Below are 25468 nucleotides of genomic sequence, written 5' to 3'. Positions count from 1 at the left end.
GCTTACTCCCAAGGCAGCGAAAACGTCTTCAGGTTCGTGAAGCTCTTCATCGCCTCCTGAACGCCCTCCTTGTAACCAAGGCCCGAATCCTTGATCCCGCCGAACGGCGACAGTTCGATCCGGTATCCGGGCACCTCCCACACATTCACGGTGCCGACGTTCAGCTCGTTCACGAAGCGCACGACCGCGGCCGTGCTGTCGGTACAGACACCCGACGACAGCCCGAACGCCGTCCCGTTGCTGATCCGGATCGCGTCGTCGATCGTGTCGAACGTCATCACGGGCGATACCGGGCCGAAGGTCTCCTCGCGCACGATCGTCATCGACGGGTCGACGTTGTCGAGCACGGTCGGCGCATACAGCGCGCCGCGCCGCACATTGCCGGTCAGCAGGCGCGCGCCCTGCGCGACCGCTTCTCCGACCCGCGCCGCGAACAGCCGCGCCGCCGCCTCGTCGATCACGGTGCCCATTTCGTTCGCGGGATCGAACGGATCGCCGTACTTCCACGCGCGCGTCTTCTCGACGAGCAACTCGGTGAATGCGGGCGCGATCGAGCGCTGCACCAGCATCCGCTTGACGGCCGTGCAGCGCTGGCCCGAATTCCGGTACGAACCCAGCACCGCCAGCGACGTCGCGCGATCGAGGTCGGCATCTTCGAGGACGATCAGCGGATCGTTGCCGCCCAGCTCCAGCACGATGCGCCGGTAGCCGGCCCGCGCGGCAATCGCCTTGCCGATCGCCACGCCACCGGTAAATGTAATCAGCGACGCATGCGGATGCGTGACGAGTTCGTCCGCGATCTCGCCCGGATCGCCGGTCAACACCTGCAGCATCGGCTCCGGCAGCCCGGCCTCGTAAAGCAGGTCGGCCAGATAGAACGCCGACAGCGGCACCTTCTCCGACGGCTTCACGATCACGCGATTGTTGGTCGCGATCGCCGGCGCAATCTTGTGCGCCACCTGGTTCATCGGATGATTGAACGGCGTGATCGCAACGATCACGCCGTCGAGCGGCTGCCGCTGCGAGAACACGCGCCGCGCCTTGCCGTGGGGCGTCAGGTCGCACGAGAAACTCTGCGCATCGTCGCGCAACGCCTCGATCGCCGCGAACTTCAGCACGTCGGCGACTCGGCCGATCTCGTAGCGGGAATCCTGCTTCGACAACCCCGATTCGAGCGTGATCAGGTCGGACGCTTCCTCGGTGCGCTCGCGCAGCAGCGCGGCCGCGCGCTCGAGGATCTGCGAACGCTCGTAGCGCGTAAGCGTCGGCCGGTAGGCCATCGCGTAATCGAACGCGGCGCGCACGTCGTCGACGCTCGCGAGCGGCGCGGTGCCGACCCGCGTGCCCGTATAAGGATCGTCGATGTCGAAGGTGCGCTCGCGCGTCGCGCGCGTGCCGCACCAGCGCAACGCCTCGGCGCGAAACTCGGGGTGGTCTTGCCGGGGATGAGCCATCATGTCGCGACCCGGTTCAGCACGAAATCGAACACGTCGAAGTTACGCGGGCGACGCGCGGGATCGTCCCGCTCGATACGGCGATTGAACAGCAGCGGCACTTCCTGCTCCGACACGCCGCCATGCGAACGCAGCGGCACCGTGAGACCCGACAGATCGTGTTCCCGCTCGCGCGTGCCGAGCGTCATGTCGCGACGGCCGATCACGACGAGGTCGCCAATCCGGTCGGCCGGCAATTCGAAGCGTGCGGCGGCTTCCGCGTTGTCGAGCACGAGTTCGACGCCGTCGAGGCCGCCGACGCGCCACATCGCCTCGGCCCGGTCGACGCCCGGCGCCAGGTAGAGGGTTGCAAACGAGCCGAGCGCGCCGTGGTGCACGACGTACGGATCGGTGATCGGCAGGATCACGCGTGCAGACTGCGCGCCGTACCAGCCGTCGAACGCATCCTGCAGATAGATCACGTTCCGCCGGCCCGTCGCGGGGTCGTGCTTCGCGTTCATCCCGTGATCGGCCGTGAGCCCGATCGCCCAGCCGAGCGCGTCGAGCTGCGCGAGGTAACCGTCCATCATCGCGTAGAACGCGTTCGCGCCGGCACTGCCGGGCTCGCACTTGTGCTGCACATAGTCGGTGGTCGACAGGTACATCAGGTCGACCTGGCGTGTCTGCGCGAGCCGCACGCCGGCCGCGAACACGAATTCGGACAACGCCGCGCTGTAGACGTCCGGCGACGGCAGGCCGACCCAGTCGAGCACGTCGACGATGCCGTTTTCCGCGAGATTCGCCTGCGCGGCCTTCTCGGCGGAAAAGCAGACGCCGTTCAGTTGCCAGCCGAGCAGCCGGCGCAGCTTGTCCTTCGCCGTCACGACGGCCACCTTCGCGCCGGCGTCGGACGCCGCCGCGAGCAGCGTGCCGGCCCGCAGATAGGCCGGGTCGTTCATCATGACTTCGGCGCCGCGCCCGCCGTCGGCGGTCGCGTCCCAAAAGTAGTTGCCGCAGATTCCGTGGACCGACGGCGGCACGCCGCAGACGATCGACAGGTTGTTCGGGTTGGTGAAGGTCGGCACGACGCAATCGGCGCGCCACGCCGTGCCTTCCGCGATCATCCGGCCGACGAACGGCGCAACGCCCGCTTCCACCGCACGTTCGAGATACGCGTACTCGCAGCCGTCGACGCAGACGACGACGGTCGGCTCGACCGGTAGCCGGTAGCGCCGGCCGTTGACGTCGACCGAGCGTCCCGCGAGATCCGTCGAGACCTTGCCCGGTGCGGGTTGCTCGCCGGGTAGCCGCATGGCGAACGCGGCGTTCATGATGCCACCCGCTTGCCGCGCGGCACACGCGCGGCGATCAGCAGCAGCGCCGCGAGCGACGCACCGAGCATCAGCAGCGACAGCGCCGACGCCGGCAGGTAATAACCGCGCTCCACCTGGCCGATCACGACGATCGGCACGGTCGCGAAGCCGGGCGGATAAACCGTCAGCGTCGCGCCGAGCTCACCGAGCGACAGCGCGAAGCCGAGTGCGAGGCTCGCGCGCAGCGCCGGCACGAGCTGCGGCAGCAGCACGCGGCGCAGCACCATCGCGGGCGGCGCACCGAGGCTGGCCGCGGCTTCGCGCAGCACGGTCAGCTCCGGACGCAGCGCGGCGGCCGCGCAGCGATAGCAGAACGGCAGAATCAGCGCGAGCTGCACGAACACGACGATCGCCGCGGAGCTCGACAGGTCGACCGGCTTCTGGTGATACGCGATCAGCACCGCGAGCCCGAGCACGACGCTCGGCACGCCGTTCGGCACCATCACGAGCGCATCGACGACCGCGCCGAGGCCGCGCCGGTCGCGCCCTTCGAGCGCGAGCGCGAGCCACAGCCCGAGGATCGTGCCGACCGCCGACACGCCGAAGCCGATTTCGAGGCTCGTCAGCAGCGCGTCGTATTCCGGCGACCCGAGCCGCTCGAACCAGCGCAGGCTGTAGCCGGCCGGCAAGATCGTGCCCGACCATTGCGTCGACACGCTCGACAGCGCGACGACGACGACGGGCAGCACGAACAACCAGAAACACGCGAACGCGGCCAGCGCGAGCGCGATGCGCGACGCATGCTTGAGCAGCGTGTCGCTCCAGCCGATCTGGTGGCGCGGCACGGCCGGCCCGATACGGAATTCAGCGGACATCGTTCCCTCCCGTCGCACGCCGGTTCACCCGGCGATAAACCGTATAGAGCGCCAGCGACAGTGCCAGCATCACGACCGCGCCGGCCGATGCGGTCGGCAGATCGAGATCGACGGTCGCGCTGCTGTAGATCGCGACCGGCAGCGTCACGAGCCGCGCGCTGCCGAGCACGAGCAGAATCCCGAACTCGTTCAGCGTCAGCAGGAAACACAGCACGGTGCCGGCGGCGATGCCCGGCCACGCGATCGGCAGCACGACGCGGCGCGCGAGCATCCAGCCGGGCGCGCCGAGACTGCGCGCGGCTTCGATCAGCCGCAGGTCGAGCGTGGCGAACGACGCGAGCGTCGGCCGCACGACGAACGGCGTATAGAACACCGTCTGCGCGAGAATCACGCCGCCGATGCCGAACAGGAAATCGAGCGGCGGATTCTCGAGATGGAACAGGTGCTGCAGCGCGATGCTGATCGACCCTTGCGAGCCGTACAGGAAGATCAGCGTGAACGCGACGAGGAACGACGGAAACGCGACGTACAGCTCCAGGAAGCGCGTGACGAGCGACGCGCCCGGAAACGGCCTGAAGAACAGCAGCGCGGCCAGCAGCACGCCCAGCACCGATGCGGTGCCGGCGCTCGCGAACAGCACGCCGAGCGTCGTCAGCAGCACGTTGCGCGTGTCGGGGTTGCCGAAGAAGGTCCGGTACGCGTCAAAACTCAGCCCGTGATCTCCCGACACGCTCAGCAGCACGAGCCGCACCAGCGGATAGACGACGAGCGGGCCCAGCACGACGATCGCGAGCGCGACCAGGTGCAGGTCGCCCATGCGCTTGCGGCGCCGCGCGACGGCCGCGTGCGCGGCGGCCGACGCGAGCACGTGCGGCGGCAGGCCGGCTTCAGGGCTCGATAAGGACGACATCGTCTGCCTCGTAATGCAGGGAAACGCGCGCACCGCGCTCGGGGGCCGCGCCGCGGCCGCGTTGCATCGTGACGCGCACGGGTTCGTCGGGCGCCGCGTCGATCACGACTGCAATCGACAGGTCCGCGCCCTGCCATTCGACGGACGACACGGTGCCGTGCAGGCCGCCCGCCGCGGGCGGCATCACGGTCAGGCGCTCGGGGCGCACGCACGCGACCTTGCCGCGCACTTCGTGGCGCGGATCGCCGAGCGGGAAGATCACATGCGGCGGCAGCAGGTTCGCCGGGCCGAGATAGCGTGCGACGTAGCCGTCCTGCGGCGCGTCGTACAACTGCTGCGGCGTGCCGAGCTGCGCGATATGGCCGTCGCGCATCAGCAGCGCACGGTCGGACAGCACGAGCGCGTCGTCGCGGTCATGCGTCACGCAGACGACGGTCAGGTTCGGCAAGCGCTCGTGCAGCGCCTTCAGTTCGCTGCGCACCGACGCGCGCAGGTTGGCGTCGAGTGCCGACAGCGGCTCGTCGAGCAGCAGCACATCCGGCTCGATCACGAGCGCGCGGGCCAGCGCCACGCGCTGCTGCATCCCGCCCGACAGTTGCGCGGGCAGGTGATGGCCCGCATCGCCGAGCTGCACGAGCTTCAGCCCGTCGGCGACGCGGCGCGTCACTTCCGACGACGCCATCCCGCGCGCGCGCAGCCCGAATGCGACGTTCTCGAACACCGACAGGTGCGGGAACAGCGCGTAATTCTGGAACAGCAGACCGAGATTGCGCTTGTGCGGCGGCGCATAGGTCAGGTCACGCCCGGCAACGGTCAGCGTGCCGGTCAGGCCGTCGGCCTTCACGAACCCGGCGATGAAGCGCAGCAGCGTGGTCTTGCCGCAGCCGCTCTTGCCGAGCACGGTCAGAAATTCGCCGGCGCCGATCGACAGCGACAGATCTTCCAGTACCGTGCGTGCGCCGTAGCGCACGCTCAGGTGTTCGATCTGCACGCCGCCCGGCGCGCCGGACCGCAGCGTCGCGTGCGGTTCGGCGGCGCCGAATGCGCCGGGATGGGTCAGGGTGGTTTCCACCGGGTTCATCCTCTTGCTCACAAATACAGGCGGCGTGCGCCGATCACTTCGGCTTGACGACGTCGAGCTGCTTGCCCGAACTGCCGATCACATCCTTCTTCCAGCGCTCGATCCACACCGGCTTCTTCGCCATCACCTGGGTCCAGTCGACCGGAATCAGCTTCACGCCCGCGATCGCCTTCTTGACCGCCTCGCCGTTCTTGCCCGTCAGCGGCACGTCGGTGCGGCCCGGGATGCCGAACATGTCCGGCACCTTCGACTGCACGTCCGTCGACATCAGGTAGTCGATCAGCTTCTTGCCGACGTCCTGGTTCGGGCCGCTCTTGATCAGGCCGATGCCGTACGGGAGCTGGAACGTGGTCGGCTGGTCGCCGTCCTTCGCGGACAGGAAGATCGGCTTGACGGACAGCGCGCCGTGTTCGGCGTCGTCGAGGTCCATCTGCAGGTCGCCGTTCGCGACGCTGATCTCGTTACGCGACAGCAGCACGTTCAGGTAGCCCGTGCCCTTCGTGTGGAACTTCACGCTCTGCGACAGCTTCGCGAGGTAGTCGAACGCCTTGTCCTCGCCCATCAGCGACGTCGTCAGGATCAGCACGGCCATCCCGTCGCCGGCGGTCGCCGGGTTCGAGTACGCGACCTTGCCGGCGTAGGCCGGCGACAGCAGGTCGCCGAACGTCTTCGGCTGGTTCTTCACGACGTCCGGGTTGATCGCGAACGAGAAGTAGTTGTTCACGAACGTCGCCCACGTGCCGTCCTCGGCCTTCGCGATGGCCGGCACGTTCTTGTAGTTCACGCTCTGGTACGGCTGCAGCAGACCCATCTGGCCGGCTTGCTGAATGAACGGCGGCAGCGTGACGATCACGTCGGCCTTCGGGGAATTCTTCTCGATGTTCGCGCGGTTGACGACCTCGCCGCTGCCTGCCGTCACGATGTTGACCTTGACGCCTTCCTTCTTCTCGAAGGCCGGCAGCACATCGCGGTACAGGTTCTCGAGACCGTCCGCCGTATACAGCACGACCGCGCCTGCCGCATGCGCCGGCATCGCGGCGCCTTGCAGCAGACCGGCGGCGCAGGCGGCCAGCGCGAGCTTGCGGAACGCGCCGGCAGCGGCGCGCGAGGAATTCTGCAGTGTCATCTCACTTCTCCGTAGGCGGAACACCAAACGGCCGGGGGCACGATCCCGGCTCCTTTTATCTCCGGGCAGGCCGATCAACGGCCCGCCTCGCTGCCGCGCTGAGGGTGGTTTCGCGCGGCAACCGAAGGATCACAGCGTTCGATGACAAAGCCGTGACGAATGCCACAATTTCCAAAAAATGACACATTTTGCCACTATCATGCAAGTCATTCAGAAATGCCGCCCGGCGTTTCGTTCGACTTCCGCTGGAGAAAAATGATGTCCGACCCGATCCTGCTTACGCCCGGCCCGCTCACCACGTCCGCCACAACCCGCCTCGCAATGCAACATGACTGGGGGTCGTGGGACGCCGCTTTCAACCAACTCACGGCCAGCGTCTGCGCGGACCTCGTCGCCATCGCGCACGGCGGCGACGAGTACGTGTGCGTACCGATGCAGGGCAGCGGCACGTTCTCGGTCGAGGCCGCCCTCGGCACGCTGGTGCCGCGCGACGGCGTCGTGCTCGTGCCCGACAACGGCGCGTATTGCGCGCGCATCCTGAAGATCCTCGGCCGGCTCGGCATCGACGCGATCGCGTTGCCGTTCGGCGAGGACGCGGCCGTCGACGCGGCAGCGGTCGAGGCCGCGTTCGCGCGCGAGCCGCGCATCACGCACGTCGCGCTCGTGCACCTGGAGACGAGCGCCGGGATCCTGAACCCGCTGGATGCGATCGCGGCCGCGTGCCGGCGCCACGGCAAGCGGCTGATCGTCGACGCGATGAGTTCGTTCGGCGCGCTGCCGATCGCGCTGGCGGGCACCGGCATCGACGCGCTGATCTCGGCGAGCGGCAAATGCCTCGAAGGTGTGCCGGGAATGGGTTTCGCGATCGTGCGGCGCGACGCGCTCGACGCATGCGAAGGCAACTCGCCGTCACTCGCGCTCGATCTCCACGATCAGTACGCGTACCTGCGCAGGACGGGCCAATGGCGCTTCACGCCGCCGACGCACGTGATCGCCGCGCTGCGCGCCGCGCTCGACCAGTACCTCGCCGAAGGCGGCCAGCCCGCGCGCGGTGCGCGCTATCTGGACAACTGCCGAACGCTGATCGAATCGATGCGCGAGCTCGGCTTCGCGCCGTTCCTCGACGCGAGCGTGCAGGCGCCGGTGATCGTCACGTTCCACGCGCCCGACCATCCGGCCTACGATTTCCGCCGCTTCTACGACGCGGTGCGCGACGCGGGTTTCATCCTGTATCCGGGCAAGCTCACGCAGCTCGAGACGTTCCGCGTCGGCTGCATCGGCGCGATCGATGCCGACGATATCCGACGCGCGGTCGCGGCGATCGCGCAGGCGGTCGAATCGCTCGGCATCGCCGTGCAGCGCGCGTAACGCGCACCCAAGCCGGCACTCCGGCCGGCGCACAAACAAAAAAGCCCGGCGGCCAACCGGCCGCCGGGCGAACGCACGAAATGTGCGTGGAGCCGGTGCTTACAGTTCGATCCGCTTGATGTCGCCGACGACGAAGATGTACGACAGCGCACCGACCAGCGCGATCACGCCGATGAACACGAGCGCACCGACGAACGACCCGGTCGACGCGACGATGAAGCCGACGACGAGCGGCGTGACAATCCCCGCGAGGTTCGCCGCGAAGTTGAAGATGCCGCCCGTCACGCCGAGCAGGCCGTCCGGCGCGATGTCCGACACGAGCGTCCAGCCGAGCGCGGCCATCCCCTGCGCGAAGAATGCGACCGACATGATCGCGATCACGGCCTCGTTGCTCTTCACGTAGTTCGCGAGAATGATCGTCGATGCGAGCAGCAGGCCCGCGATGATCGGCAGCTTGCGCGCGAGGTTAGCGGACTTGCCGCGGCGCAGCAGCCAGTCGGAGAAGATCCCGCCGAACATCACGCCGACCGACGCGGCGATGAACGGCATCACCGCGAAGAAGCCGATCTTCAGCCAGCCCATGTGGCGCTCGGTCGCGAGGTAGGTCGGGAACCAGGTCAGGAAGAACACGAGCGTCGAGTTGCCGGCGAACTGGCCGAGGCAGATGCCCGCGAGCTGGCGCTTCTTCAGCAACTGGCCGGCCATCGCCCAGCTGAACTTCTTCTGCTCGCCCTTGCCGCCTTTGTCGCCGTCCTTGCGCGCACCGTGCACGAGACCGCCGCCCGCCTCGATATACGCCAGCTCTTCCGAGTTGGCGCCCGGATGGTTGCGCGGCTCGTGATAGAACTTCCACCAGACCAGGCCGAACGCGATGCCGATCGCGCCGACGACCCAGAACAGCGAGCGCCAGCCGAACGCGCCCATCAGCGCGAACAGCACGGGGCTGAAGAACGCGAGGCCGATGTACTCGCCGACGGTGTAGGTGCCGGTCGCCATCGCGCGCTCGTTCTGCGGGAACCAGGTCGCGACGACGCGGCTGTTGGTCGGGAAGCACGGCGCTTCCGTCACGCCGAGGCCGAGCCGGCATGCGAACAGCGTCGCGATGCCCGGCACGAAGCCCTGCAGGAACGTGCACAGCGACCACAGCGTCATCGACCAGTAATAGGTGACCTTGCTGCCGAAGCGGTCGAGGAACAGGCCGCCGGGCACCTGCATCGCGACGTACGTCCACGAGAACGCGGAGAACATGATGCCCATTACGGCCGCGTTGATGCCGAGCTCCTTGGTGAGCTGCGGCGCAGCCACCCCCAGCACGGTGCGGTCGAGATAGTTGATCATCGTGCCGATCGCGAGCAGCGCGAGAATCTTGTAGCGCGCCGAAGTGCGCCGGACCGTGCCGGCGGCGGGCGCCGACGCGGCGCCCGTGTGGGTGGTGTGCTGCATGGTCGTCTCCTGGTCTCTCTTTATGGAATGGGATCAGCGCGCGACGAGCGACTGAAAGTGATCGAACATCCGCTCGGCGTCGGGCGTGCGTCCGGTGAAGATCTCGAACGCGTCGACGGCCTGGTACACCGCCATCCCGCCGCCCGGCAACGTGGCGCAGCCGGCCGCGCGCGCGGCGTGGATCAGTTCGGTTTCGAGCGGGAAATACACGATGTCGGCCACCCACATGCCCGCGTGGAGCAATTCGGCCGGCAGCGGCAGGCCCGGGTGCTTGACCATGCCGGTGGGCGTCGCGTGGATCAGGCCCGTCGAGGCCTGCATCGCGGCCGCGAGATCGCCGCCCTGCGCGACCCGTGCCGCGGGGAAACGCTGCTGCAGTTCGGCCGCGAGCGCGGTGGCACGCGTGCCGTCGACATCGAAAATCGTCAGATCGGCCGCGCCCATCTGCAGCGCCGCATGGGCCACGGCCGCGCCCGCGCCGCCTGCGCCGAGCTGGACGACATGCTCGAGCGACGCGCCAGGCAGGCCGCGGCGGAACGATTTCGCGAAACCCGACCAGTCGGTGTTGTGGCCGATCCGCTTGCCGTCCTTGAACAGCACGGTGTTCACCGCACCGAGCGCGCGCGCATCGTCCGACAGTTCGTCGAGGTGTTCGATCACGCGCTGCTTGCACGGGTGCGTGATGTTGAGCCCGGAGTAGCCCATCCGCTGCGCGGCATCGAGCAGCTGCGGCAGCGCGTCGACGGTCACGCCGAGCGCGTCGAGATCGAGGCGCCGGTAGACATAACCGAACCCCTGGCGGAATCCTTCTTCCTCGTGCATCGCGGGCGACAGCGAACCGCCGATGCCCTGGCCGATCAGGCCGATCAGAAACGACGGGCGGCTCATCGCGCGGCTCCCTGCGCAAACAGGGTCGACAGACGCTGCAGCGCGAACACGTAGCCTTCGGTGCCGCAGCCGCAGATCACGGCTTCGGCGACCGCCGACACATAGGAATGGTGGCGAAACGCCTCGCGGCGATGCACGTTCGAGATATGCACTTCGATCACCGGCTTCGCGATCGCGGACAGCGCATCGGCCAGCGCCACCGACGTATGCGTATAGGCGGCCGGGTTGATCACGATGCCGTGCGTGTCGTGACGCGCGGCATGCAGCCAGTCGATCAGCTGGTGCTCGGCGTTCGACTGGCGGAAATCGATCTCCAGCCCGAGCCCTTCGGCGGCCGTGCGGCAGCGCTGCTCGACGTCGGCGAGCGTTTCCGCGCCGTAGATATGCGGCTCGCGCGTGCCCAGCAGATTCAGGTTCGGGCCGTTCAGCACCAGCACCTTGTGCTTGCTCATGGTGTTTCTGCTCCTAAAACGGGGGCGAATCGCTAGTCGATTTCGCCCCCTGACGTCAAGATTTGGCGCTAGTGTGCGCTTGCGCAAGCGCAATGTCTTTTCGGGTTTTCGCTAATTTGTACCACCTAGTTAGTTTGTATAATCCGTCTCACTTACCCAGTAAATTCGGGATATGGCGCGCGCCCGGAACTCAACGACTGGTTCATTCAGGGCCGGTTCGACCAACGCCATGCCCCGCTCATCCGCAGGATTCGCCCCATGAAGCGCTCGATCGCCACCGTGTCACTGTCCGGCACGCTCGCCGAGAAACTCGCCGCCATCCAGGCCGCGGGTTTCGACGGCGTCGAAATCTTCGAAAACGACCTCGTCTACTTCGACGGATCGCCGGCCGACGTCCGGCGCATGGCCGCCGATCTCGGTCTCGACATCGTGCTGTTCCAGCCGTTTCGCGACTTCGAGGGCGTGAGCGCGGCCCAGCTCGCACGCAACCTCGATCGCATCAAGCGCAAGTTCGACGTGATGCACGCGCTCGGCACCGACCGCATCCTCGTCTGCAGCAACGTGTCGGCCGACACGATCGCGGACGACGGGCTGCTGGTCGACCAGCTCGGCGCGCTCGCGGAAGCCGCCCGGCAGGCCGGCGTGGTCGCCGCGTACGAAGCGCTCGCGTGGGGCCGCGTCGTGAACCGGTACGGCCATGCGTGGAAGCTCGTGAATGCCGTGAACAGCCCGCATCTCGGCCTTGCGCTCGACAGCTTCCACACGCTGTCGCTCGACGATTCGCCGGACGCGATCGCCGACATTCCCGGCGACCGGATCGCGTTCGTGCAGATCGCCGACGCGCCGAAGCTCGCGATGGACGTACTGGAATGGAGCCGCCACTACCGCTCGTTCCCGGGCCAGGGCGACTTCGACCTCGCGCGCTTCACCGCGCGCGTGATCGAGTCGGGCTACACGGGGCCGCTGTCGCTCGAGATCTTCAACGACGGTTTCCGCGCGGCGCCGACCGCGATCACCGCCGCCGACGGTCATCGCTCGCTGCTCTACCTGGAAGACCTGACGCGCGAGCGGCTCGCGGAGGACGGCCGCGCGCCGGCCGCCGGCCAGCCGCTCTTCGCGCCGCCGGCGCCGCCCGCGCACGTCGGGTTCCAGTTCATCGAATTCGCGGTCGACGCCCACGCGGCGGCGACCGTCGGCGAATGGCTCGGCAGGATGCGCTTCCGGCTCGCCGGCCGGCATCGCTCGAAGGACGTGACGCTGTTCCAGCACGGCGCGGCGTCGATCGTGCTGAATGCGGAGCGCGATTCGTTCGCCGATGCGTTCTTCCAGCAGCACGGGCTGTCGCTGTGCGCGTCGGCGTTCCGCGTCGACGATGCGAAAGTGGCGTTCGAACGCGCGGCCGGCTTCGGCTACGTGCCGTTCTCCGGGCGCGTCGGGCCGAACGAGCGCGTGCTGCCCGGCGTGCAGGCGCCGGACGGCAGCCTCGAGTATTTCGTCGACGAAACGCCGAACGCGCCGACGCTGTATGAATCGGACTTCGTGCTGACCGACATCGACGGCCCGAGCGAAGTCGGACCGCTGACGGGCATCGACCATGTGTGCCTCGCGCTGCCGGCCGACGCGCTCGACACGTGGATCCTGTTCTTCAAGACGGCCTTCGGCTTCGAAGCCGAGCGCAGCTGGCTCGTGCCCGACCCGTACGGACTGATGCGCAGCCGCGCGGTGCGTAGCGCCGACGGTTCGGTGCGGATCGCGCTGAACGCGTCGGTCGACCGTCACACGGCCGTCGCCGAATCGCTCGACCGCTACCACGGCACGGGGTTGAACCACGTCGCGTTCCGCACCGACGACATCGTGAAGACGATCGCCGCGTTCGCGGCCGACGGCGTGCCGTTCCTGCGCATTCCGGCCAACTACTACGACGATCTCGCCGCGCGCTACGCGCTGTCGGACGAACTGATCGACACGCTGAGCGCGCATCACCTGCTCTACGACCGCGACGAGCACGGCGGCGAATTCCTGCACGCGTATACGGAACTGGTCGACAACCGCTTCTCGCTCGAGATCGTCGAGCGGCGCGGCGGATACGACGGCTACGGCGCGACGAACGCAGCCGTGCGGCTGGCCGCGCAGGCGCAGCGCAGGAAATAAGGGAAGGACGCGAAGCGGGAGGTTGGGGGCGGGATCACATGGCGGCCCGAGGTTCGACGCTCGCGGCCGGATCCAAGGGCCACATCAGACGCGCACCATCGTGGTGAATCGAGCGGCCGCGAACCAGCCCGCGCGGCTGCCCGCGATCGGGCCGGGAGCCGCGCTCCGTATGACGTTACATACGGTAACCCGTACCGCAGCGCAGCATCCCGTCGCAGGCTACGGTTTTAAGAATCGCTTAAGTCTTCGTGGGCACCATCCGCAACCAGTACCCGATGGTTATCTCGAAAAGGAGGAAAGCGATGAGCGCCGTAGAAGCACCCGCGGGCCGCCAGGCCGCGCCCCCTGTAAAGAAGACGATGCTGCGCCGCCTGCTCAGTCATCATGAAATCGCGACGCTGCTGGTCCTGCTGCACGCACCGATCGGCGCGAACGCCAAACCCGAACTGCCTGCGCTGCAGGAAGCCGGCCTCATCGAGATGGTCAAGCTCGACCCCGATACGGCACCGAGCTTCCGCTTGACCGAAAACGGCACGGCCGTCCTGAAAGGGCTCGGCTACCGCTGAGCCGCCGCTGTTCCCAGCGGTTCCACCACTTTCCCGCCGTTTTACGCCCCACCCCGTTCATGCGCCGCGTCGGCTTCGCCGGCCGGCATCTCACCCCGCCCGCTCCTGCAGCATCAACCGGTATTCCGTCGGCGTCACGCCGACCGTCGCCTTGAACTGGCGCGTGAACGCGCTGTGATCCGTATAACCGCATAGCGCCGCGACGTCGGTCACCTTGTCGTGCGTGATCAGCAACGCGGTGGCCGCATCGAGCCGCGTCTTCAGCAGCACCTGGCGCGGCGTCAGGTGAAACACCTTGTGGAAGTAGCGTTCGAGCTGCGCGACCGACATCCCGGCCATCTGCGCGAGCTGCTTCAGGTTCAGCGGCTGCACGTAGTGATCCTGGATGTGCTGGACCACGTCGGCGAGCCTGCTGTACGCCGGGTGCGATCCCTCGTGCGCCTTCAGGTCGCGCGAGATGCCCGCGAGGCCGACCACCTTGCCCGCGGCGTCGCGCAGCGGCTCCTTGCAGGTCAGGCACCAGCCCGGCAGGCGCCCCGGATACAGGTGCAGCTCGAGCTGGTCCATCAGCTGCTGGCCGGCGTTGATCGTCGCCATGTCCTGCTCGAAATAGCTGCGGCCGAAACGGCGCGGAAACACTTCGTCGGTCGTCTTGCCGAGCAGGTCGCGCTTGTCCTTGTAGCCGCAGCGCATCGCCAGCGTGCGATTGACGAGCGCGTAGCGGCCGTTCGCATCCTTCACGAAGAACGCGACGTCGGGCAGCGCATCGAACACCGGTTCGAGCAGGCGGAAGTGCGCGAGCATCGCGCCGAGATCGGCGTTGTCGGGCTGGTAGCGCAACGTGTCGGACAGGCTCATGGGCGGTACGGCAAGCAAGGTCGTCATCCCGGCAACCGCGTAGCGAGTGGCAGATGGCGTCGATTATAGGAGCGCCCCGTCAATCGCGTCGCGCCGATCGCGGGGCAGGCAAGCGTGCGGCGGCCGGCCGCATCGCGCTTGCCGAGCGGCCGGCATCGGCCGGCGACATACGTTGTGCGCGCAACCACTTCGATGCGCGTGCGCGGCCCGCAGCGATTCCGCTTCCGCCGCTGCCGGCGTACCGCGCCGACGCACCGGCAACGCGCATCCGAATCCGCCATCCTAAAAATGCCGACGTACCGCGTCTTGGCGCGTTTGCGCATTCGTCGTGACGATTTCAGCACATATCAGGGTTATCGACGATATGCCGATATCGTCGCCGGCCGCGCACCGAACGCGCAAGACGCGCGCATTTTCGCTATCTAGACTTCGCTTCACGGTGACGAGACGACATCACGCCGCTGCCGCAATCGGCGCGCACGGCCCGCCGCACCAGCCAGCGCGCACGCCGATTCCGGCACAGCCCGGGCTGCACGCGGCGAGCACGCACGGCCTTCTCATCGGCCTGCCGACCGAACCGTCTCGCCCGGTTTACCGGCGCCGGCCCGCAAGCCGGCGGCGGCCCAACCACGCCATCAAGGGGAAGTGAAAGTGAAGCTGAAGGTATCGCACGTCGCGCTGGCTGCTGCCTGCGCACTGTCGGGCACGCACGCCATCGCCGCCGACGTCGTCAAGATCGGTTTCGCCGCACCGCTGACCGGCCCGCAATCGAACTACGGCACGGACATGCAGAAGGGCGTGCAACTCGCGATCGCCGACTTCAACGCGACGCGTCCGACGATCGGCGGCAAGCCCGTCACGTTCCAGCTCGACTCGCAGGACGACCAGGCCGACCCGCGCACGGGCACGACCGTCGCGCAGCGGCTGATCGACGACAACGTCCGCGGGGTCATCGGCCACTTCAACTCGGGCACGAGCATTCCAGCGTCCGACCTGTACGATCGCGCGGGGCTGCCGCAGATCTCGATGGCGACGTCGCCGCAATACACGGCGCGCGGCTACAAGACGACCTACCGGCTGCTGACGAGCGACGCGCAAGCGGGCCGCATCGTCGGCACGTACGCGGTGAAGACGCTGCGCTTCAAGCGCATCGCGATCATCGACGACCGCACGGCCTACGGCCAGGGCATCGCCGACGAATTCGCGAAGGCTGTCGAGGCGGCGGGCGGCACGATCGTCAAGCGCGACTTCACGAACGACAAGGCGCTCGACTTCTCCGCGATCCTGACCAACCTGAAGGGCGTCAATCCGGACGCGATCTTCTACGGCGGCGGCGACGCGCAATCGTCGCCGATGATCCGCAAGATGCGCCAGCTCGGGATGAAGTCGGCGTTCGTGACGGGCGAGATGTCGCGCTCGCCGACGTTCCTGAAGGTCGGCGGCGAAGCGGCCGAAGGCGCGATCGTCTACATGGGCGGGCTGCCGAAGGAAAAGATGCCGGGCTTCGCCGGCTACGCGGCACGCTACAAGGCGCGCTTCAACGAAGACGTGATCACGTACTCGCCGTACTCGTATGACGGCACGATCGCGCTGCTCACCGCGATGAAGGACGCGAACTCGACCGACCCGAAGGTCTATACGCCGTACCTCGGCAAGGTGTCGATCAAGGGCGTGTCGGCCCCCAGCATCGCGTACGACACGAAGGGCGACCTGAGGGATGCGCCGGTGACGATCTACAAGGTCGAGCACGGCGCGTTCAAGCCGGTCGATACGATCGCCGGCAACTGATCCGACTCGTACACGAGACCCTGCCCCGCGCGGCGCGCAAGCGGCTCACCGGCCGCCCGCGCCGCGCGCGCTTCAGCTTCACGGTCCGAAGCGTTCCTCGGCGCGCACCCGCGCTCGCGCATTTCGCGCTCCTGTAGAATCCTCCCACCCGCTTTGACGCTTCGTCTCCGCCGCGCCCCATCCCGGTGCGGCGGTGCGTGTTTCGTGCTCCATCCGGCACCCGGCACGCTTCGACGATGCAAGCCGCGCCTTGTCAGTCCATGCCGATAGCGGGCCCTGGAGACGCAGCACCGACAACAACATTCGAAAACCGATCGTCCTGACCATGCAAGCTTCCGAATTGAGCGGCGTGCCTCGCGCCGCCGAACGCGCGCTCACGCGCGGCGACTATAAAACCCTTGGCCTTGCCGCACTCGGCGGTGCCCTCGAGTTCTACGACTTCATCATCTTCGTGTTCTTCGCGCCGGCGATAGGACAGCTGTTCTTCCCGCACGACATTCCCGACTGGCTGCGCCAGTTGCAGACGTTCGGTATCTTCGCGGCCGGCTATCTCGCACGCCCGCTCGGCGGCGTGATCATGGCGCACTTCGGCGACCTGTTCGGCCGCAAGCGGATGTTCACGCTGAGCGTGCTGATGATGTCCGTGCCGACGCTGCTGATGGGCCTGCTGCCAACCTACGACTCGATCGGCATCCTCGCGCCGGTGTTGCTGCTGCTGTTCCGCGTGCTGCAGGGCGCGGCGGTCGGCGGCGAAGTGCCGGGCGCGTGGGTGTTCGTATCCGAGCATGTGCCGTCGCGCCACATCGGTTATGCGTGCGGCACGCTGACCGCGGGCCTCACGGCCGGCATCCTGCTCGGCTCGCTCGTCGCAGCGGGCATCAACAGCCGCTACTCGGCCGCCGAAGTCGGTGCGTTCGCATGGCGCATCCCGTTCCTGCTCGGCGGCCTGTTCGGGCTGTTCTCGGTGTACCTGCGCCGCTGGCTGCATGAAACGCCGGTGTTCGCCGAGATGAAGGCGAAGAAGGCGCTCGCGGCCGAGATTCCGCTGAAGGCCGTGCTGCGCGACCACGGCCGCGCGGTGATCGTGTCGATGCTGCTCACGTGGATGCTGTCGGCCGCGATCGTCGTCGTGATCCTGATGACGCCCGCGCTGCTGCAGAAGCAGTTCCACCTGACGCCCGCGACCACGCTGTTCGCGAACAGCGTCGCGACGCTGTGCCTGACGGCCGGCTGCATCACCGCCGGTTCGCTCGCGGGCTGGATCGGTGCGAAGCGCGTGCTCGGCATCGGCGGCATCGGGCTGGCCGCGTGCTACTACCTGCTGTTCGTGCAGGTCGCGGCCGACGCGTCGACGCTGCCGCTCTACTACGGGATCGCAGGCTTCATGGTCGGCACGATCGGCGCGGTGCCGTTCGTGATGGTCAAGAGCTTCCCGGCCGTCGTGCGCTTCTCGGGCATCTCGTTCTCGTACAACGTCGCGTATGCGATCTTCGGCGGCCTCACGCCGGTGATCGTGTCGCTGATGATGAAGTCGAATCCGCTCGCACCGGTCGTGTACGTCGCGGCAATCTGCGTGCTCGGCGCGATCGCCGTGCAGTTCGCGAAGGATGCGAAGGACGTGAAGGGCACGCACTGAACGCCGGCGCGCGCCGCGCCCGTTCCATGAACAAAGGGCCGAATCCCGCGGGATTCGGCCCTTTCTTTTTGCTTCAGCGCAACGGCATGCGTGCGATCAGCGCAGGCCGCCGTATGACGAACTCGGCCGGCGCAGGCCATCGATGCTCGCGCCGCCGGCACCGGTGACGAACAGCAGCAGGAAACCGCCGGCGATCGCGATGTTCTTCCAGAAGTGGATCACCATGTCGTGCTGGACCGCGGCGTCGGTCGCATCCCAGAAATTGTGCCCGACCATCGCGGTCGCGACCGTATAGAACGCCATCAGCAGCGCAAGCGGCTTCACCTTGTAGCCGACGATCAGCAGCAGGCCGCCGAGCCCTTCGATCGCGACGACGATCGGCCCGATGACCTGCGGATACGGCACGTTCAGCCCGTGCAGGTAACCGACGAAATCACTGTAGCCGAGCAGCTTCATCACGCCGCCCCACAAGAACAACGCCGCCAGCGCCAGGCGTGCGAAAAAAATGACGCCGGAATCGACGGAACGCGTCATGCCTCTCTCCTCGTATGCAATTCAGCCGGCCGCACGGCGCGCCCGGGCGGCTCGGGGCCGCGCGGCTCTGCGGGGCCCGCGGCAAATCGGTCAGCATAGAGGGTCTTTCGGCCGTGCCCAAGAAAAAGGTTGTAGCAAATCTTTACACGGCGGCGACCACGCAGCCCGCGGGCGGCGGCACGGAAAAGACGCTTAACCCGCGTCGCTCAACAGCACGCCCTTCTTGAAGATGAAACAGCCGTAGCCGCGCAGCTCGCCGGTGACGATCACCGCGTACGCCTGCTGCGCGCGCTCGTAGAACGCGAAACGCTCGATGCCGGTGAGCGGCACCGCACGCCCTTCCGCGCGGTCGATCTCGGCCTGCACCTCGCGCTGCACGGGCGGCACCGCGGCCGCATCGCCGACGACTTCCATCCGCCAGGCAGGCGTGTCGACGAACGTATCGAGCGGCAGCACGGACAGCACCGCACGCGCGACGCGCGCCGAATCGGCGCCGTCGATCCGCAGCGCGCGGCCGACCACCGTGTGCTCCGCGACGGATTCCGCCGGAAAATTCGCGTCGCAGATCGCGATTTCGTCACCGTGGCCCATCGCGCGCAGCGTGTGCAGGATGTCGGCGTGCAGCAGCGGGTCGAGATTTTTCAGCATGTCGGGTGGTCTCCGGGATCAGGAACAAACCGCATAACGTTACCTGATCCCGGTGGCCGTTGTGCATCCTTCGCTCGGGTCACGACGCCGCAGCCGGCATCTCGTCGATGAAACCCGTGACCGACTTCAGGCGGCCCGACGCGTCGACGGTGCCGAAGTCTGAGCCCTTCACGATCGCCGCGCCGTCGGGCGACACGAGTGCCCACGAGAACCGCAGGTGCTGGCCGAACGCGTCGACGTCGGTCGTGCGGCGGAAGCGGAATGCCGGGAATCGCTCCTGCACGGCCGCGATCATCGTGTCGATGCCCGCGTGGCCGTCGCCGGCCATCAGCGGATCGCGATAGGCCGCGTCGCTCGCGTAGGTCGCGTCGATCAGTGCGCGGCGGCGTGCGACGTCGGATTCGTTCCATGCGTCGAAGTAGCGGTCGATCAGGTCGGTGTGAACGGACGGGACGGATTGGGTGGCGTTCATGCGAGGCTCCTTGTATCGATGAGGGGACGATGTCGCGGATGTTTCGGGTCCGCGTGCCGCTATCGTCGCCGGCCTCGGGTGGGCGGTCGATTACGTACGAGGTAAGGAAATCGCGCCGGCCGCGTCGAGTACGCACGCCAGCCGTTCGATCTGCCGGACGACGCGCAACTGCGCCGATGCCACCTTTCGCAGCCGCAAAGAAAACGGGCGCCCTCGGGCGCCCGCATCGCATGCCGTCACGACCGTGCGCGTCAGGTCACCGGTGCCGGATTGAACAGCGTCAGCGCATTCGCGAGCTTCCATTGCTCGGCCCACGTGCGGCGCTTGCCGCTCGCGACGTCGAGCATCAGCCGGAACAGTTCCCAGCCCGTGTCCTCGATCGTGGCCGCGCCGGTCGCGATCTGCCCGGCGTCGAGATCCATCAGGTCGTGCCAGCGGCGCGCGAGATCGCTGCGCGTCGCGACCTTGATCACCGGCACCTGCGCGAGACCGTACGGCGTGCCGCGGCCGGTCGTGAACACGTGCAGGTTCATCCCCGCCGCGAGCTGCAGCGTGCCGCAGATGAAGTCGCTCGCGGGCGTCGCCGCGTACAGCAGCCCCTTCTGCCGCGCGCGATCGCCGGGACGCACGACGCCGGCGATCGGTGCGCTGCCCGACTTCACGATCGAACCCATCGCCTTCTCGACGATGTTCGACAGGCCGCCCTTCTTGTTGCCGGGCGTCGTGTTCGCGCTGCGGTCGACGCGGCCGCGCTGCAGGTAACGGTCGTACCAGTCCATCTCGCGGATGATCTCGCGTGCAACCTCCTCGTTCGCCGCGCGCGACGTGAGTTGCGCAACGCCGTCGCGCACTTCGGTCACCTCGGAAAACATGATCGTCGCGCCCGCACGCACGAGCAGGTCGGCCGCGAAGCCGACGGCCGGGTTCGCGGTGAGCCCCGAGAACGCGTCGCTGCCGCCGCATTGCACGCCGACGACGAGATCCGACGCGGGGCACGTTTCGCGGCGGCGGCGGTTCAGCCGCTCGAGATGCGCTTCGGCCATCGTCATGATCGAGTCGATCATCGAGTTGAAGCCGACGTGCGCGGCATCCTGCAGGCATACGACGCCACCGTTGTCGGCCGCGCCGTCGGCGGCGACCGGAATCGAGCCGGGCGGCAGCAGGCGCTCGGGCTGCAACTTCTCGCAGCCGAGACTCACGGTCATCACCTCGCCGCCGAAGTTCGGATTCAGGCTGATGTTGCGCAGCGTGCGGATCGGGATGTCGGCGTCGGGCGCATCGATCGCGACGCCGCAGCCGTACGTATGCTCGAGCCCGACCACGTCGTCGACGTTCGGGTAGCGCGGCAGCAGCTCGGCCTTGATCCGCTTCACCGCATGCTCGACGACGCCCGACACGCACTGCACGGTCGTCGTGATCGCGAGGATGTTGCGTGTGCCGACCGAGCCGTCGGCATTGCGGAAGCCCTCGAACGTATAACCTTCGAGCGGCGGCAGCGGCGGCGCGGCACGCGTCGCGAGCGGCAGATCGTCGAGCCCCGGCGGTTCGGGCATGCGCATCGTGCGCTCGTTGACCCAGCTGCCGCGCCGCAGGTCGGTCAGCGCATAGCCGATCACCACGTTGTAGCGGACGATCGGGTCGCCGGCCGCGAGGTCGGCAAGCGCGACTTTGTGGCCTTGCGGCACGCCTTCGCACAGCGTCAGCCCGTCGGCGAACGTCGCGCCCTCGGGCAGGCCGCCGTCGTTGACGACGATCGCGACGTTGTCGTCCGGGTGCACGCGGATGTAGAGAGGGGAAGCAGTCATCTCAATTCCTGGAAGCTATCGTCCATATCGTTAGTCATCATACGACATTCAACGTTAGCCGGCGATGCTGCGTAAACCCTTATCCGGAAAGACCCTACTATCGAACGGCCAGCAAACCGCTTGCGTCACCTTTCCCCTCGTTGTACGATGACATACAACGACATCGCCAATGTGGCACGTATGCCGTTCCCGACGAACCCAGCACTCGCGCTAGACGGACGACCCCAACTATGACTTCACCGCAAGAACTCAAACAGATCATCTCCCACGGCCTGCTGTCGTTTCCGTTGACGGATTTCGACGCCGACGGCAGCTTCCGCCCAACCACTTATGCCGAGCGCCTGGAATGGCTGGCGCCGTATGGCGCGAGCGCGCTGTTCGCGGCCGGCGGCACCGGTGAATTCTTCTCGCTCACGCAGCGCGAGTATTCGGACGTGATCCGCGTCGCGACGGAAACCTGCAAGGGCAAGGTGCCGATCCTGGCCGGCGCCGGCGGCGCGACGCGCGTCGCGATCGAATATGCGCAGGAAGCCGAGCGCCTCGGCGCGAGCGGCGTGCTGCTGATGCCGCACTACCTGACCGAAGCGAGCCAGGAAGGGATCGCCGACCACGTCGAGCAGGTGTGCCGCGCGCTGAAGATCGGTGTCGTGGTGTACAACCGCGCGAATTCGAAGCTGAACGCCGACATGCTCGAGCGCCTCGCCGACCGCTGCCCGAACCTGATCGGCTTCAAGGACGGCGTCGGCGAAATCGAGAGCATGGTCACGATCCGCCGCCGCCTCGGCGACCGGTTCGCGTACCTCGGCGGCCTGCCGACGGCCGAAGTCTACGCCGCCGCGTACAAGGCGCTCGGCGTGCCGGTGTACTCGTCGGCCGTGTTCAACTTCATCCCGAAGACGGCGATGGATTTCTACGAAGCGATCGCGAAGGACGACCACGCGACGGTCGGCCGCCTGATCGACGATTTCTTCCTGCCGTACCTGAAGATCCGCAATCGCCGCGCGGGTTACGCGGTCAGCATCGTGAAGGCCGGCGCGAAGCTCGTCGGCCACGACGCGGGCCCGGTGCGCGCACCGCTCGTCGACCTCACCGAAGCCGAAGCGGCCGAGCTCGACGTGCTGATCAAGAAGATGGGCCCGCAGTAAGCAGGCGCGGCCGGCGCGGCGCCTGCATCGGCGCCGTGGCCCGCGGTGTTGCGTCGCGGCCGGCTCCCGCCTGCCGCGACCGTATGTTTCCTTTCCGCCCCGACGCACGCATCCGCCGCGATGCATACCGTCGCCGTCACATCTGCGCGATGATCCCGACGATCCGGTAGCGCACGTTCCCCAGCTTGACCCGCGTCGCCTCGATCTGGCCCTGCGCACCCGTACGGACACGCGTATTCGATTCGCCGTCGAGGATCTGCCCGAGCACGTCGCGGTCGACGACCGCATCGAAGAACCGGCCGACCGTGATCGTCGCCGACTGCTTCGCGGTCGCGAGCTGGCTGTTCGCCTGCATCAGCGCTTCGGTGCGCAGGCTCGGGTCGCGTTCGTCGATGCTGCGCCGGTACTGGAGCGCGAATACCAGCGCCTCCATGTCCTGCCGGAAGCGTCGGACGGCCTGCCCGAACATGAGCGAATGCGCATCGGCGCCCGTGACGAGTCGCCCCTGGTTGATCGTCACGTCGAATTCGCTGCCGCCCAGGTCGTGCTGAAACTCCAGCAACGCATTCGCGAGCACGCGCCCTTCGCTGTATTCGCCGATCTGGGTGCGGACGGATTTCGCGACGTCGCCGATCGCTTTCCACAATCCGGCCGCGAACAGGTGATCGCCACGCTTGTTGATGTTCATTGGAGGGTTCCCTCGTTGTCTTTTGTCGGTCTCTCAGGTTCGCCCGCGGACCGCGTGGCCCGGGGCTTCGCTACTGTAGGAGAAATTCGGGGGACGTGGAAGGCGGCAAGATCGGCGGCTGCCTTGCGTTTCCAGTGCCGCCACGCCGACCGCCTGACTCATCAGGTTGCCCCGACACGATGCCGGGCCATCTCCCGATCAGCGCAAGGCATCACCATCGACATCAATTGGTGACATAGTTGATGCACTCATCTTTCGAAAGCCGATCATGCGCACCACCTTGTCCCTGGACGACGCCCTGCTCGCCAGAGCGCAGCAGTTGACTGGCATCACCGAAAAGTCGGCGGTGGTCAGAGAAGCACTGCGCGCGCTGATTGCCCGAGAAAGCGCACGACGGCTGGCTCGTCTCGGCGGCACCGAACCCGACCTCGAATCCGTCCCGCGCCGCCCATCTGAGCCAGCGTGATTCTTGTCGACCCCTCCGTCTGGAGAGACCGGCGGCACGAAAGGCCGCGTCATGCAAAAAGGCGGAAGGGACTCGCGAGCCCCTTCCGCCTTTTCGTTTCCCGGTGCCGGCACGCGCCCCGGTGCACCAGCCGCCGGGGATCGCGCCTTCAGTCGATCCGGCTCGTCACTCCGCTTTCCCGTCGCGCAAACGCGGAATCGCGAGCCGATTGCTTTCCTGCAGCCCTTCGGGCAGCAGGTCGTCCGGGAAATCCTGATAGCACACGGGCCGCAGGAAACGGTCGATCGCCGTCGCGCCGACCGACGTGACGGCCGGGTTCGACGTCGCCGGGAACGGGCCGCCGTGCACCATCGCGTCGCAGACTTCGACGCCGGTCGGGTAACCGTTGACGAGCAGGCGCCCGGCCTTGCGTTCGAGGATCGGCAGCAGCCGGCGCGCGAGCGGCTTGTCGTCGGCATCCATCTGCAGCGTGGCCGTCAGCTGGCCTTCGAGCGCGTCGAGCACGCGCGCGACTTCGTCGAGATCGCGGCAGCGCACGATCAGCGACGCCGGCCCGAACACCTCGTGACTGAACGCCGGCTCGGCCAGGAACGCCTGCGCGCCGACTTCGTACAGCGCGCCGCCCGCCTGGCATTCGGTTTGCGCGGCCTCGCCCGCGCCGATTTCGCGCACGCCCGGCAGTTCGGCCAGCTTGCCGCGGCCGTTGCGGTACGCATCGGCGATGCCGCGCGTGAGCATCACGCCGGCCGGCTTCTTCGCGAGCGCCTGTGCGGCGACGGTTTCGAAGCGGTCCAGATCGGGGCCGTCGATCGCGAGCACGAGGCCGGGGTTCGTACAGAACTGGCCGACGCCGAGCGTCAGCGAATCGACGAAGCCCGTCGCGATCGCGTCGCCGCGCGCGGCGAGTGCGGCCGGGAACAGCACGACCGGGTTGATGCTGCTCATTTCCGCGTAGACGGGAATCGGCTGCGGGCGCGCGTTCGCGAGCTGCACGAGCGCCATGCCGCCCTGCCGCGAACCCGTGAAGCCGACGGCCTGGACCGCCGGATGGCTGACCAGCGCCGCGCCGATCACGCGGCCGGGGCCGACCAGCAGCGAGAACACGCCGGCCGGCATCCCGCATTTCGCCGCGGCGGCGCGGATCGCGCGGCCGACCAGCTCGGACGTGCCGAGGTGAGCCTCGTGCGCCTTCACGATCACCGGGCAGCCGGCCGCGAGTGCCGACGCGGTATCGCCGCCGGCCACCGAGAACGCGAGCGGGAAATTGCTTGCGCCGAACACGACGACGGGCCCGAGCCCGACCTTCTGCAACCGCAGGTCCGCACGCGGCAGCGGTGTGCGCGCAGGCTGCGCGGGGTCGATCGACGCGGCGAGGAAACGCCCGTCGCGCACGACGCGCGCAAACAGCCGGAGCTGGCCGACGGTACGGCCACGCTCGCCCTGCAGCCGCGCGACGGGCAGGCCCGTTTCGGCGTGCGCACGCTCGATCAGCGCGTCGCCGAGCGCGACGATCTCGTCCGCGATCGTGTCGAGAAACGCCGCGCGAGCCGCGAGCGGCTGCGCGCGGTACGCATCGAACGCGTCGCGCGCGAGTTCGCACGCGCGTTCGACGTCGGCCTGCGTCGCGACGCCGAATGCCGGCGCATCGATCGGCGCGCCCTTCGTCGGGTCGAACGCGCGCAAGGATCCGGCCGAGCCGGCCACCGCGTCGGCGCCGATCAGCATCTCTCCTGTCAGTTGCATGGGGTGTGCTCCGTGATTCGGGAATAGGTTGTTCATTGTAGCCCAACAGATACGATGTCTGCCGACATCATTTCACTTA

Annotated in this window: 23 protein-coding genes; 7 read left to right on the top strand and 16 right to left on the bottom strand. The window is 67.6% G+C overall.

Annotated features, from left to right (window positions below):
* Window positions 1-2: 2 nt before the first annotated feature.
* From phnY to phnS, 6 genes are read right to left on the bottom strand one after another with little or no spacing between them, the layout of a single operon-like run.
* Complete coding sequence (gene phnY, locus ACN22W_RS31990) at window positions 3-1457, bottom strand: phosphonoacetaldehyde dehydrogenase (protein WP_419688501.1); 1455 nt, start codon at window positions 1455-1457, stop codon at window positions 3-5.
* Window positions 1454-2764, bottom strand: a complete 1311-nt coding sequence (phnA, locus tag ACN22W_RS31985) for a phosphonoacetate hydrolase (protein ID WP_419688499.1) — start codon at window positions 2762-2764, stop codon at window positions 1454-1456. The genes phnY and phnA overlap by 4 nt, the downstream gene beginning before the upstream one ends.
* Window positions 2761-3621: a 2-aminoethylphosphonate ABC transport system, membrane component PhnV gene (phnV, locus tag ACN22W_RS31980; protein WP_419688498.1), complete on the bottom strand. Its 861-nt coding sequence runs from the start codon at window positions 3619-3621 to the stop codon at window positions 2761-2763. Before phnV ends, phnA begins: the two co-directional genes overlap by 4 nt.
* Complete coding sequence (gene phnU / locus ACN22W_RS31975) at window positions 3611-4531, bottom strand: 2-aminoethylphosphonate ABC transporter permease subunit (protein ID WP_129515816.1); 921 nt, start codon at window positions 4529-4531, stop codon at window positions 3611-3613. The genes phnV and phnU overlap by 11 nt, the downstream gene beginning before the upstream one ends.
* Window positions 4509-5612, bottom strand: a complete 1104-nt coding sequence (gene phnT / locus ACN22W_RS31970) for a 2-aminoethylphosphonate ABC transport system ATP-binding subunit PhnT (RefSeq protein ID WP_419688496.1) — start codon at window positions 5610-5612, stop codon at window positions 4509-4511. Before phnT ends, phnU begins: the two co-directional genes overlap by 23 nt.
* A gap of 34 nt (window positions 5613-5646) precedes the next feature.
* Window positions 5647-6738, bottom strand: coding sequence for a 2-aminoethylphosphonate ABC transporter substrate-binding protein (gene phnS / locus ACN22W_RS31965; protein WP_412023724.1), 1092 nt, complete (start codon window positions 6736-6738; stop codon window positions 5647-5649).
* Between the two features lie 258 nt (window positions 6739-6996).
* Between phnS and ACN22W_RS31960 the strand changes: the two genes are divergently transcribed.
* Window positions 6997-8106: a 2-aminoethylphosphonate--pyruvate transaminase gene (locus ACN22W_RS31960; RefSeq protein WP_419688494.1), complete on the top strand. Its 1110-nt coding sequence runs from the start codon at window positions 6997-6999 to the stop codon at window positions 8104-8106.
* Between the two features lie 99 nt (window positions 8107-8205).
* On the opposite strand, the gene ACN22W_RS31955 is transcribed toward ACN22W_RS31960, so the two are convergent.
* From ACN22W_RS31955 to aroQ, 3 genes are read right to left on the bottom strand one after another with little or no spacing between them, the layout of a single operon-like run.
* Window positions 8206-9549, bottom strand: coding sequence for an MFS transporter (locus ACN22W_RS31955; protein ID WP_419688492.1), 1344 nt, complete (start codon window positions 9547-9549; stop codon window positions 8206-8208).
* 33 nt (window positions 9550-9582) lie between these two features.
* A complete protein-coding gene (locus ACN22W_RS31950) occupies window positions 9583-10437 on the bottom strand; it encodes a shikimate dehydrogenase (RefSeq protein ID WP_419688490.1) in 855 nt (284 codons plus the stop codon).
* On the bottom strand, window positions 10434-10889 hold the full coding sequence (gene aroQ, locus ACN22W_RS31945; RefSeq protein WP_059528374.1) for a type II 3-dehydroquinate dehydratase: 456 nt from the start codon (window positions 10887-10889) through the stop codon (window positions 10434-10436). The genes ACN22W_RS31950 and aroQ overlap by 4 nt, the downstream gene beginning before the upstream one ends.
* Before the next feature lie 258 nt (window positions 10890-11147).
* Here aroQ and ACN22W_RS31940 point away from each other — a divergent pair, with 258 nt between their 5' ends.
* Both ACN22W_RS31940 and ACN22W_RS31935 read left to right on the top strand, forming a co-directional pair.
* On the top strand, window positions 11148-13040 hold the full coding sequence (locus tag ACN22W_RS31940; RefSeq protein WP_419688487.1) for a bifunctional sugar phosphate isomerase/epimerase/4-hydroxyphenylpyruvate dioxygenase family protein: 1893 nt from the start codon (window positions 11148-11150) through the stop codon (window positions 13038-13040).
* A gap of 302 nt (window positions 13041-13342) precedes the next feature.
* On the top strand, window positions 13343-13606 hold the full coding sequence (locus ACN22W_RS31935) for a hypothetical protein (protein ID WP_193099741.1): 264 nt from the start codon (window positions 13343-13345) through the stop codon (window positions 13604-13606).
* Window positions 13607-13696: 90 nt separating this feature from the next.
* Here ACN22W_RS31935 and ACN22W_RS31930 read toward each other — a convergent pair whose 3' ends face one another.
* Window positions 13697-14491 carry an AraC family transcriptional regulator gene (locus tag ACN22W_RS31930; RefSeq protein ID WP_129515824.1) on the bottom strand — a complete coding sequence of 265 codons (795 nt, stop codon included), beginning with the start codon at window positions 14489-14491 and terminating at the stop codon, window positions 13697-13699.
* Window positions 14492-15115: 624 nt separating this feature from the next.
* Between ACN22W_RS31930 and ACN22W_RS31925 the strand changes: the two genes are divergently transcribed.
* Both ACN22W_RS31925 and ACN22W_RS31920 read left to right on the top strand, forming a co-directional pair.
* The gene (locus tag ACN22W_RS31925; RefSeq protein WP_419688485.1) at window positions 15116-16252 is read left to right on the top strand and encodes a branched-chain amino acid ABC transporter substrate-binding protein; all 1137 of its coding nucleotides are present in this window, start codon (window positions 15116-15118) and stop codon (window positions 16250-16252) included.
* A gap of 325 nt (window positions 16253-16577) precedes the next feature.
* On the top strand, window positions 16578-17888 hold the full coding sequence (locus ACN22W_RS31920) for an MFS transporter (RefSeq protein WP_129515827.1): 1311 nt from the start codon (window positions 16578-16580) through the stop codon (window positions 17886-17888).
* Window positions 17889-17984: 96 nt separating this feature from the next.
* Here ACN22W_RS31920 and ACN22W_RS31915 read toward each other — a convergent pair whose 3' ends face one another.
* The 4 genes from ACN22W_RS31915 to garD form a co-directional block, all read right to left on the bottom strand.
* Window positions 17985-18422 carry a DoxX family protein gene (locus ACN22W_RS31915; protein ID WP_048245828.1) on the bottom strand — a complete coding sequence of 146 codons (438 nt, stop codon included), beginning with the start codon at window positions 18420-18422 and terminating at the stop codon, window positions 17985-17987.
* A gap of 192 nt (window positions 18423-18614) precedes the next feature.
* A complete protein-coding gene (locus tag ACN22W_RS31910; protein WP_193099739.1) occupies window positions 18615-19070 on the bottom strand; it encodes an RbsD/FucU family protein in 456 nt (151 codons plus the stop codon).
* A 79-nt stretch (window positions 19071-19149) separates the two neighbouring features.
* On the bottom strand, window positions 19150-19542 hold the full coding sequence (locus ACN22W_RS31905) for a nuclear transport factor 2 family protein (protein WP_343494756.1): 393 nt from the start codon (window positions 19540-19542) through the stop codon (window positions 19150-19152).
* 251 nt (window positions 19543-19793) lie between these two features.
* A complete protein-coding gene (gene garD, locus ACN22W_RS31900; RefSeq protein ID WP_419688482.1) occupies window positions 19794-21347 on the bottom strand; it encodes a galactarate dehydratase in 1554 nt (517 codons plus the stop codon).
* Window positions 21348-21577: 230 nt separating this feature from the next.
* On the opposite strand from garD, the gene kdgD reads away from it, so the two are divergent.
* Window positions 21578-22492, top strand: a complete 915-nt coding sequence (gene kdgD / locus ACN22W_RS31895; protein ID WP_048245832.1) for a 5-dehydro-4-deoxyglucarate dehydratase — start codon at window positions 21578-21580, stop codon at window positions 22490-22492.
* A gap of 136 nt (window positions 22493-22628) precedes the next feature.
* Here the strand turns inward: kdgD and ACN22W_RS31890 are convergent, their stop codons facing one another.
* Window positions 22629-23180 (bottom strand): hypothetical protein, encoded by a 552-nt coding sequence (locus tag ACN22W_RS31890; protein WP_048245834.1) that lies wholly within the window; start codon window positions 23178-23180, stop codon window positions 22629-22631.
* A 268-nt stretch (window positions 23181-23448) separates the two neighbouring features.
* Here ACN22W_RS31890 and ACN22W_RS31885 point away from each other — a divergent pair, with 268 nt between their 5' ends.
* Window positions 23449-23646 (top strand): type II toxin-antitoxin system VapB family antitoxin, encoded by a 198-nt coding sequence (locus ACN22W_RS31885; RefSeq protein ID WP_419688480.1) that lies wholly within the window; start codon window positions 23449-23451, stop codon window positions 23644-23646.
* Between the two features lie 165 nt (window positions 23647-23811).
* On the opposite strand, the gene ACN22W_RS31880 is transcribed toward ACN22W_RS31885, so the two are convergent.
* The gene (locus ACN22W_RS31880) at window positions 23812-25389 is read right to left on the bottom strand and encodes an aldehyde dehydrogenase (NADP(+)) (RefSeq protein ID WP_419688478.1); all 1578 of its coding nucleotides are present in this window, start codon (window positions 25387-25389) and stop codon (window positions 23812-23814) included.
* Between the last annotated feature and the right edge of the window lie 79 nt (window positions 25390-25468).

Origin of the sequence: Burkholderia theae (assembly GCF_048565265.1) — a bacterium.
GTDB classification, from domain to species: domain Bacteria; phylum Pseudomonadota; class Gammaproteobacteria; order Burkholderiales; family Burkholderiaceae; genus Burkholderia; species Burkholderia theae.
The sequence above is the reverse complement of the archived record's forward strand: the minus strand, read 5'-3'. Positions and strand labels throughout refer to the sequence as shown.

Bases quoted from the DNA above. Each gene is read 5' to 3' on its own strand.
- ACN22W_RS31950 (WP_419688490.1), bottom strand. From the start codon at position 10,437: ATGAGCCGCCCGTCGTTTCTGATCGGCCTGATCGGCCAGGGCATCGGC.
- phnY (WP_419688501.1), bottom strand. From the start codon at position 1,457: ATGATGGCTCATCCCCGGCAAGACCACCCCGAGTTTCGCGCCGAGGCG.
- ACN22W_RS31955 (WP_419688492.1), bottom strand. From the start codon at position 9,549: ATGCAGCACACCACCCACACGGGCGCCGCGTCGGCGCCCGCCGCCGGC.
- phnA (WP_419688499.1), bottom strand. From the start codon at position 2,764: ATGAACGCCGCGTTCGCCATGCGGCTACCCGGCGAGCAACCCGCACCG.
- phnS (WP_412023724.1), bottom strand. From the start codon at position 6,738: ATGACACTGCAGAATTCCTCGCGCGCCGCTGCCGGCGCGTTCCGCAAG.
- phnU (WP_129515816.1), bottom strand. From the start codon at position 4,531: ATGTCGTCCTTATCGAGCCCTGAAGCCGGCCTGCCGCCGCACGTGCTC.
- phnT (WP_419688496.1), bottom strand. From the start codon at position 5,612: ATGAACCCGGTGGAAACCACCCTGACCCATCCCGGCGCATTCGGCGCC.
- aroQ (WP_059528374.1), bottom strand. From the start codon at position 10,889: ATGAGCAAGCACAAGGTGCTGGTGCTGAACGGCCCGAACCTGAATCTG.
- phnV (WP_419688498.1), bottom strand. From the start codon at position 3,621: ATGTCCGCTGAATTCCGTATCGGGCCGGCCGTGCCGCGCCACCAGATC.
- kdgD (WP_048245832.1), top strand. From the start codon at position 21,578: ATGACTTCACCGCAAGAACTCAAACAGATCATCTCCCACGGCCTGCTG.
- ACN22W_RS31920 (WP_129515827.1), top strand. From the start codon at position 16,578: ATGCAAGCTTCCGAATTGAGCGGCGTGCCTCGCGCCGCCGAACGCGCG.
- ACN22W_RS31890 (WP_048245834.1), bottom strand. From the start codon at position 23,180: ATGAACATCAACAAGCGTGGCGATCACCTGTTCGCGGCCGGATTGTGG.
- ACN22W_RS31930 (WP_129515824.1), bottom strand. From the start codon at position 14,491: ATGACGACCTTGCTTGCCGTACCGCCCATGAGCCTGTCCGACACGTTG.
- ACN22W_RS31905 (WP_343494756.1), bottom strand. From the start codon at position 19,542: ATGAACGCCACCCAATCCGTCCCGTCCGTTCACACCGACCTGATCGAC.
- ACN22W_RS31935 (WP_193099741.1), top strand. From the start codon at position 13,343: ATGAGCGCCGTAGAAGCACCCGCGGGCCGCCAGGCCGCGCCCCCTGTA.
- ACN22W_RS31915 (WP_048245828.1), bottom strand. From the start codon at position 18,422: ATGACGCGTTCCGTCGATTCCGGCGTCATTTTTTTCGCACGCCTGGCG.
- ACN22W_RS31880 (WP_419688478.1), bottom strand. From the start codon at position 25,389: ATGCAACTGACAGGAGAGATGCTGATCGGCGCCGACGCGGTGGCCGGC.
- ACN22W_RS31960 (WP_419688494.1), top strand. From the start codon at position 6,997: ATGTCCGACCCGATCCTGCTTACGCCCGGCCCGCTCACCACGTCCGCC.
- ACN22W_RS31910 (WP_193099739.1), bottom strand. From the start codon at position 19,070: ATGCTGAAAAATCTCGACCCGCTGCTGCACGCCGACATCCTGCACACG.
- ACN22W_RS31885 (WP_419688480.1), top strand. From the start codon at position 23,449: ATGCGCACCACCTTGTCCCTGGACGACGCCCTGCTCGCCAGAGCGCAG.
- ACN22W_RS31940 (WP_419688487.1), top strand. From the start codon at position 11,148: ATGAAGCGCTCGATCGCCACCGTGTCACTGTCCGGCACGCTCGCCGAG.
- garD (WP_419688482.1), bottom strand. From the start codon at position 21,347: ATGACTGCTTCCCCTCTCTACATCCGCGTGCACCCGGACGACAACGTC.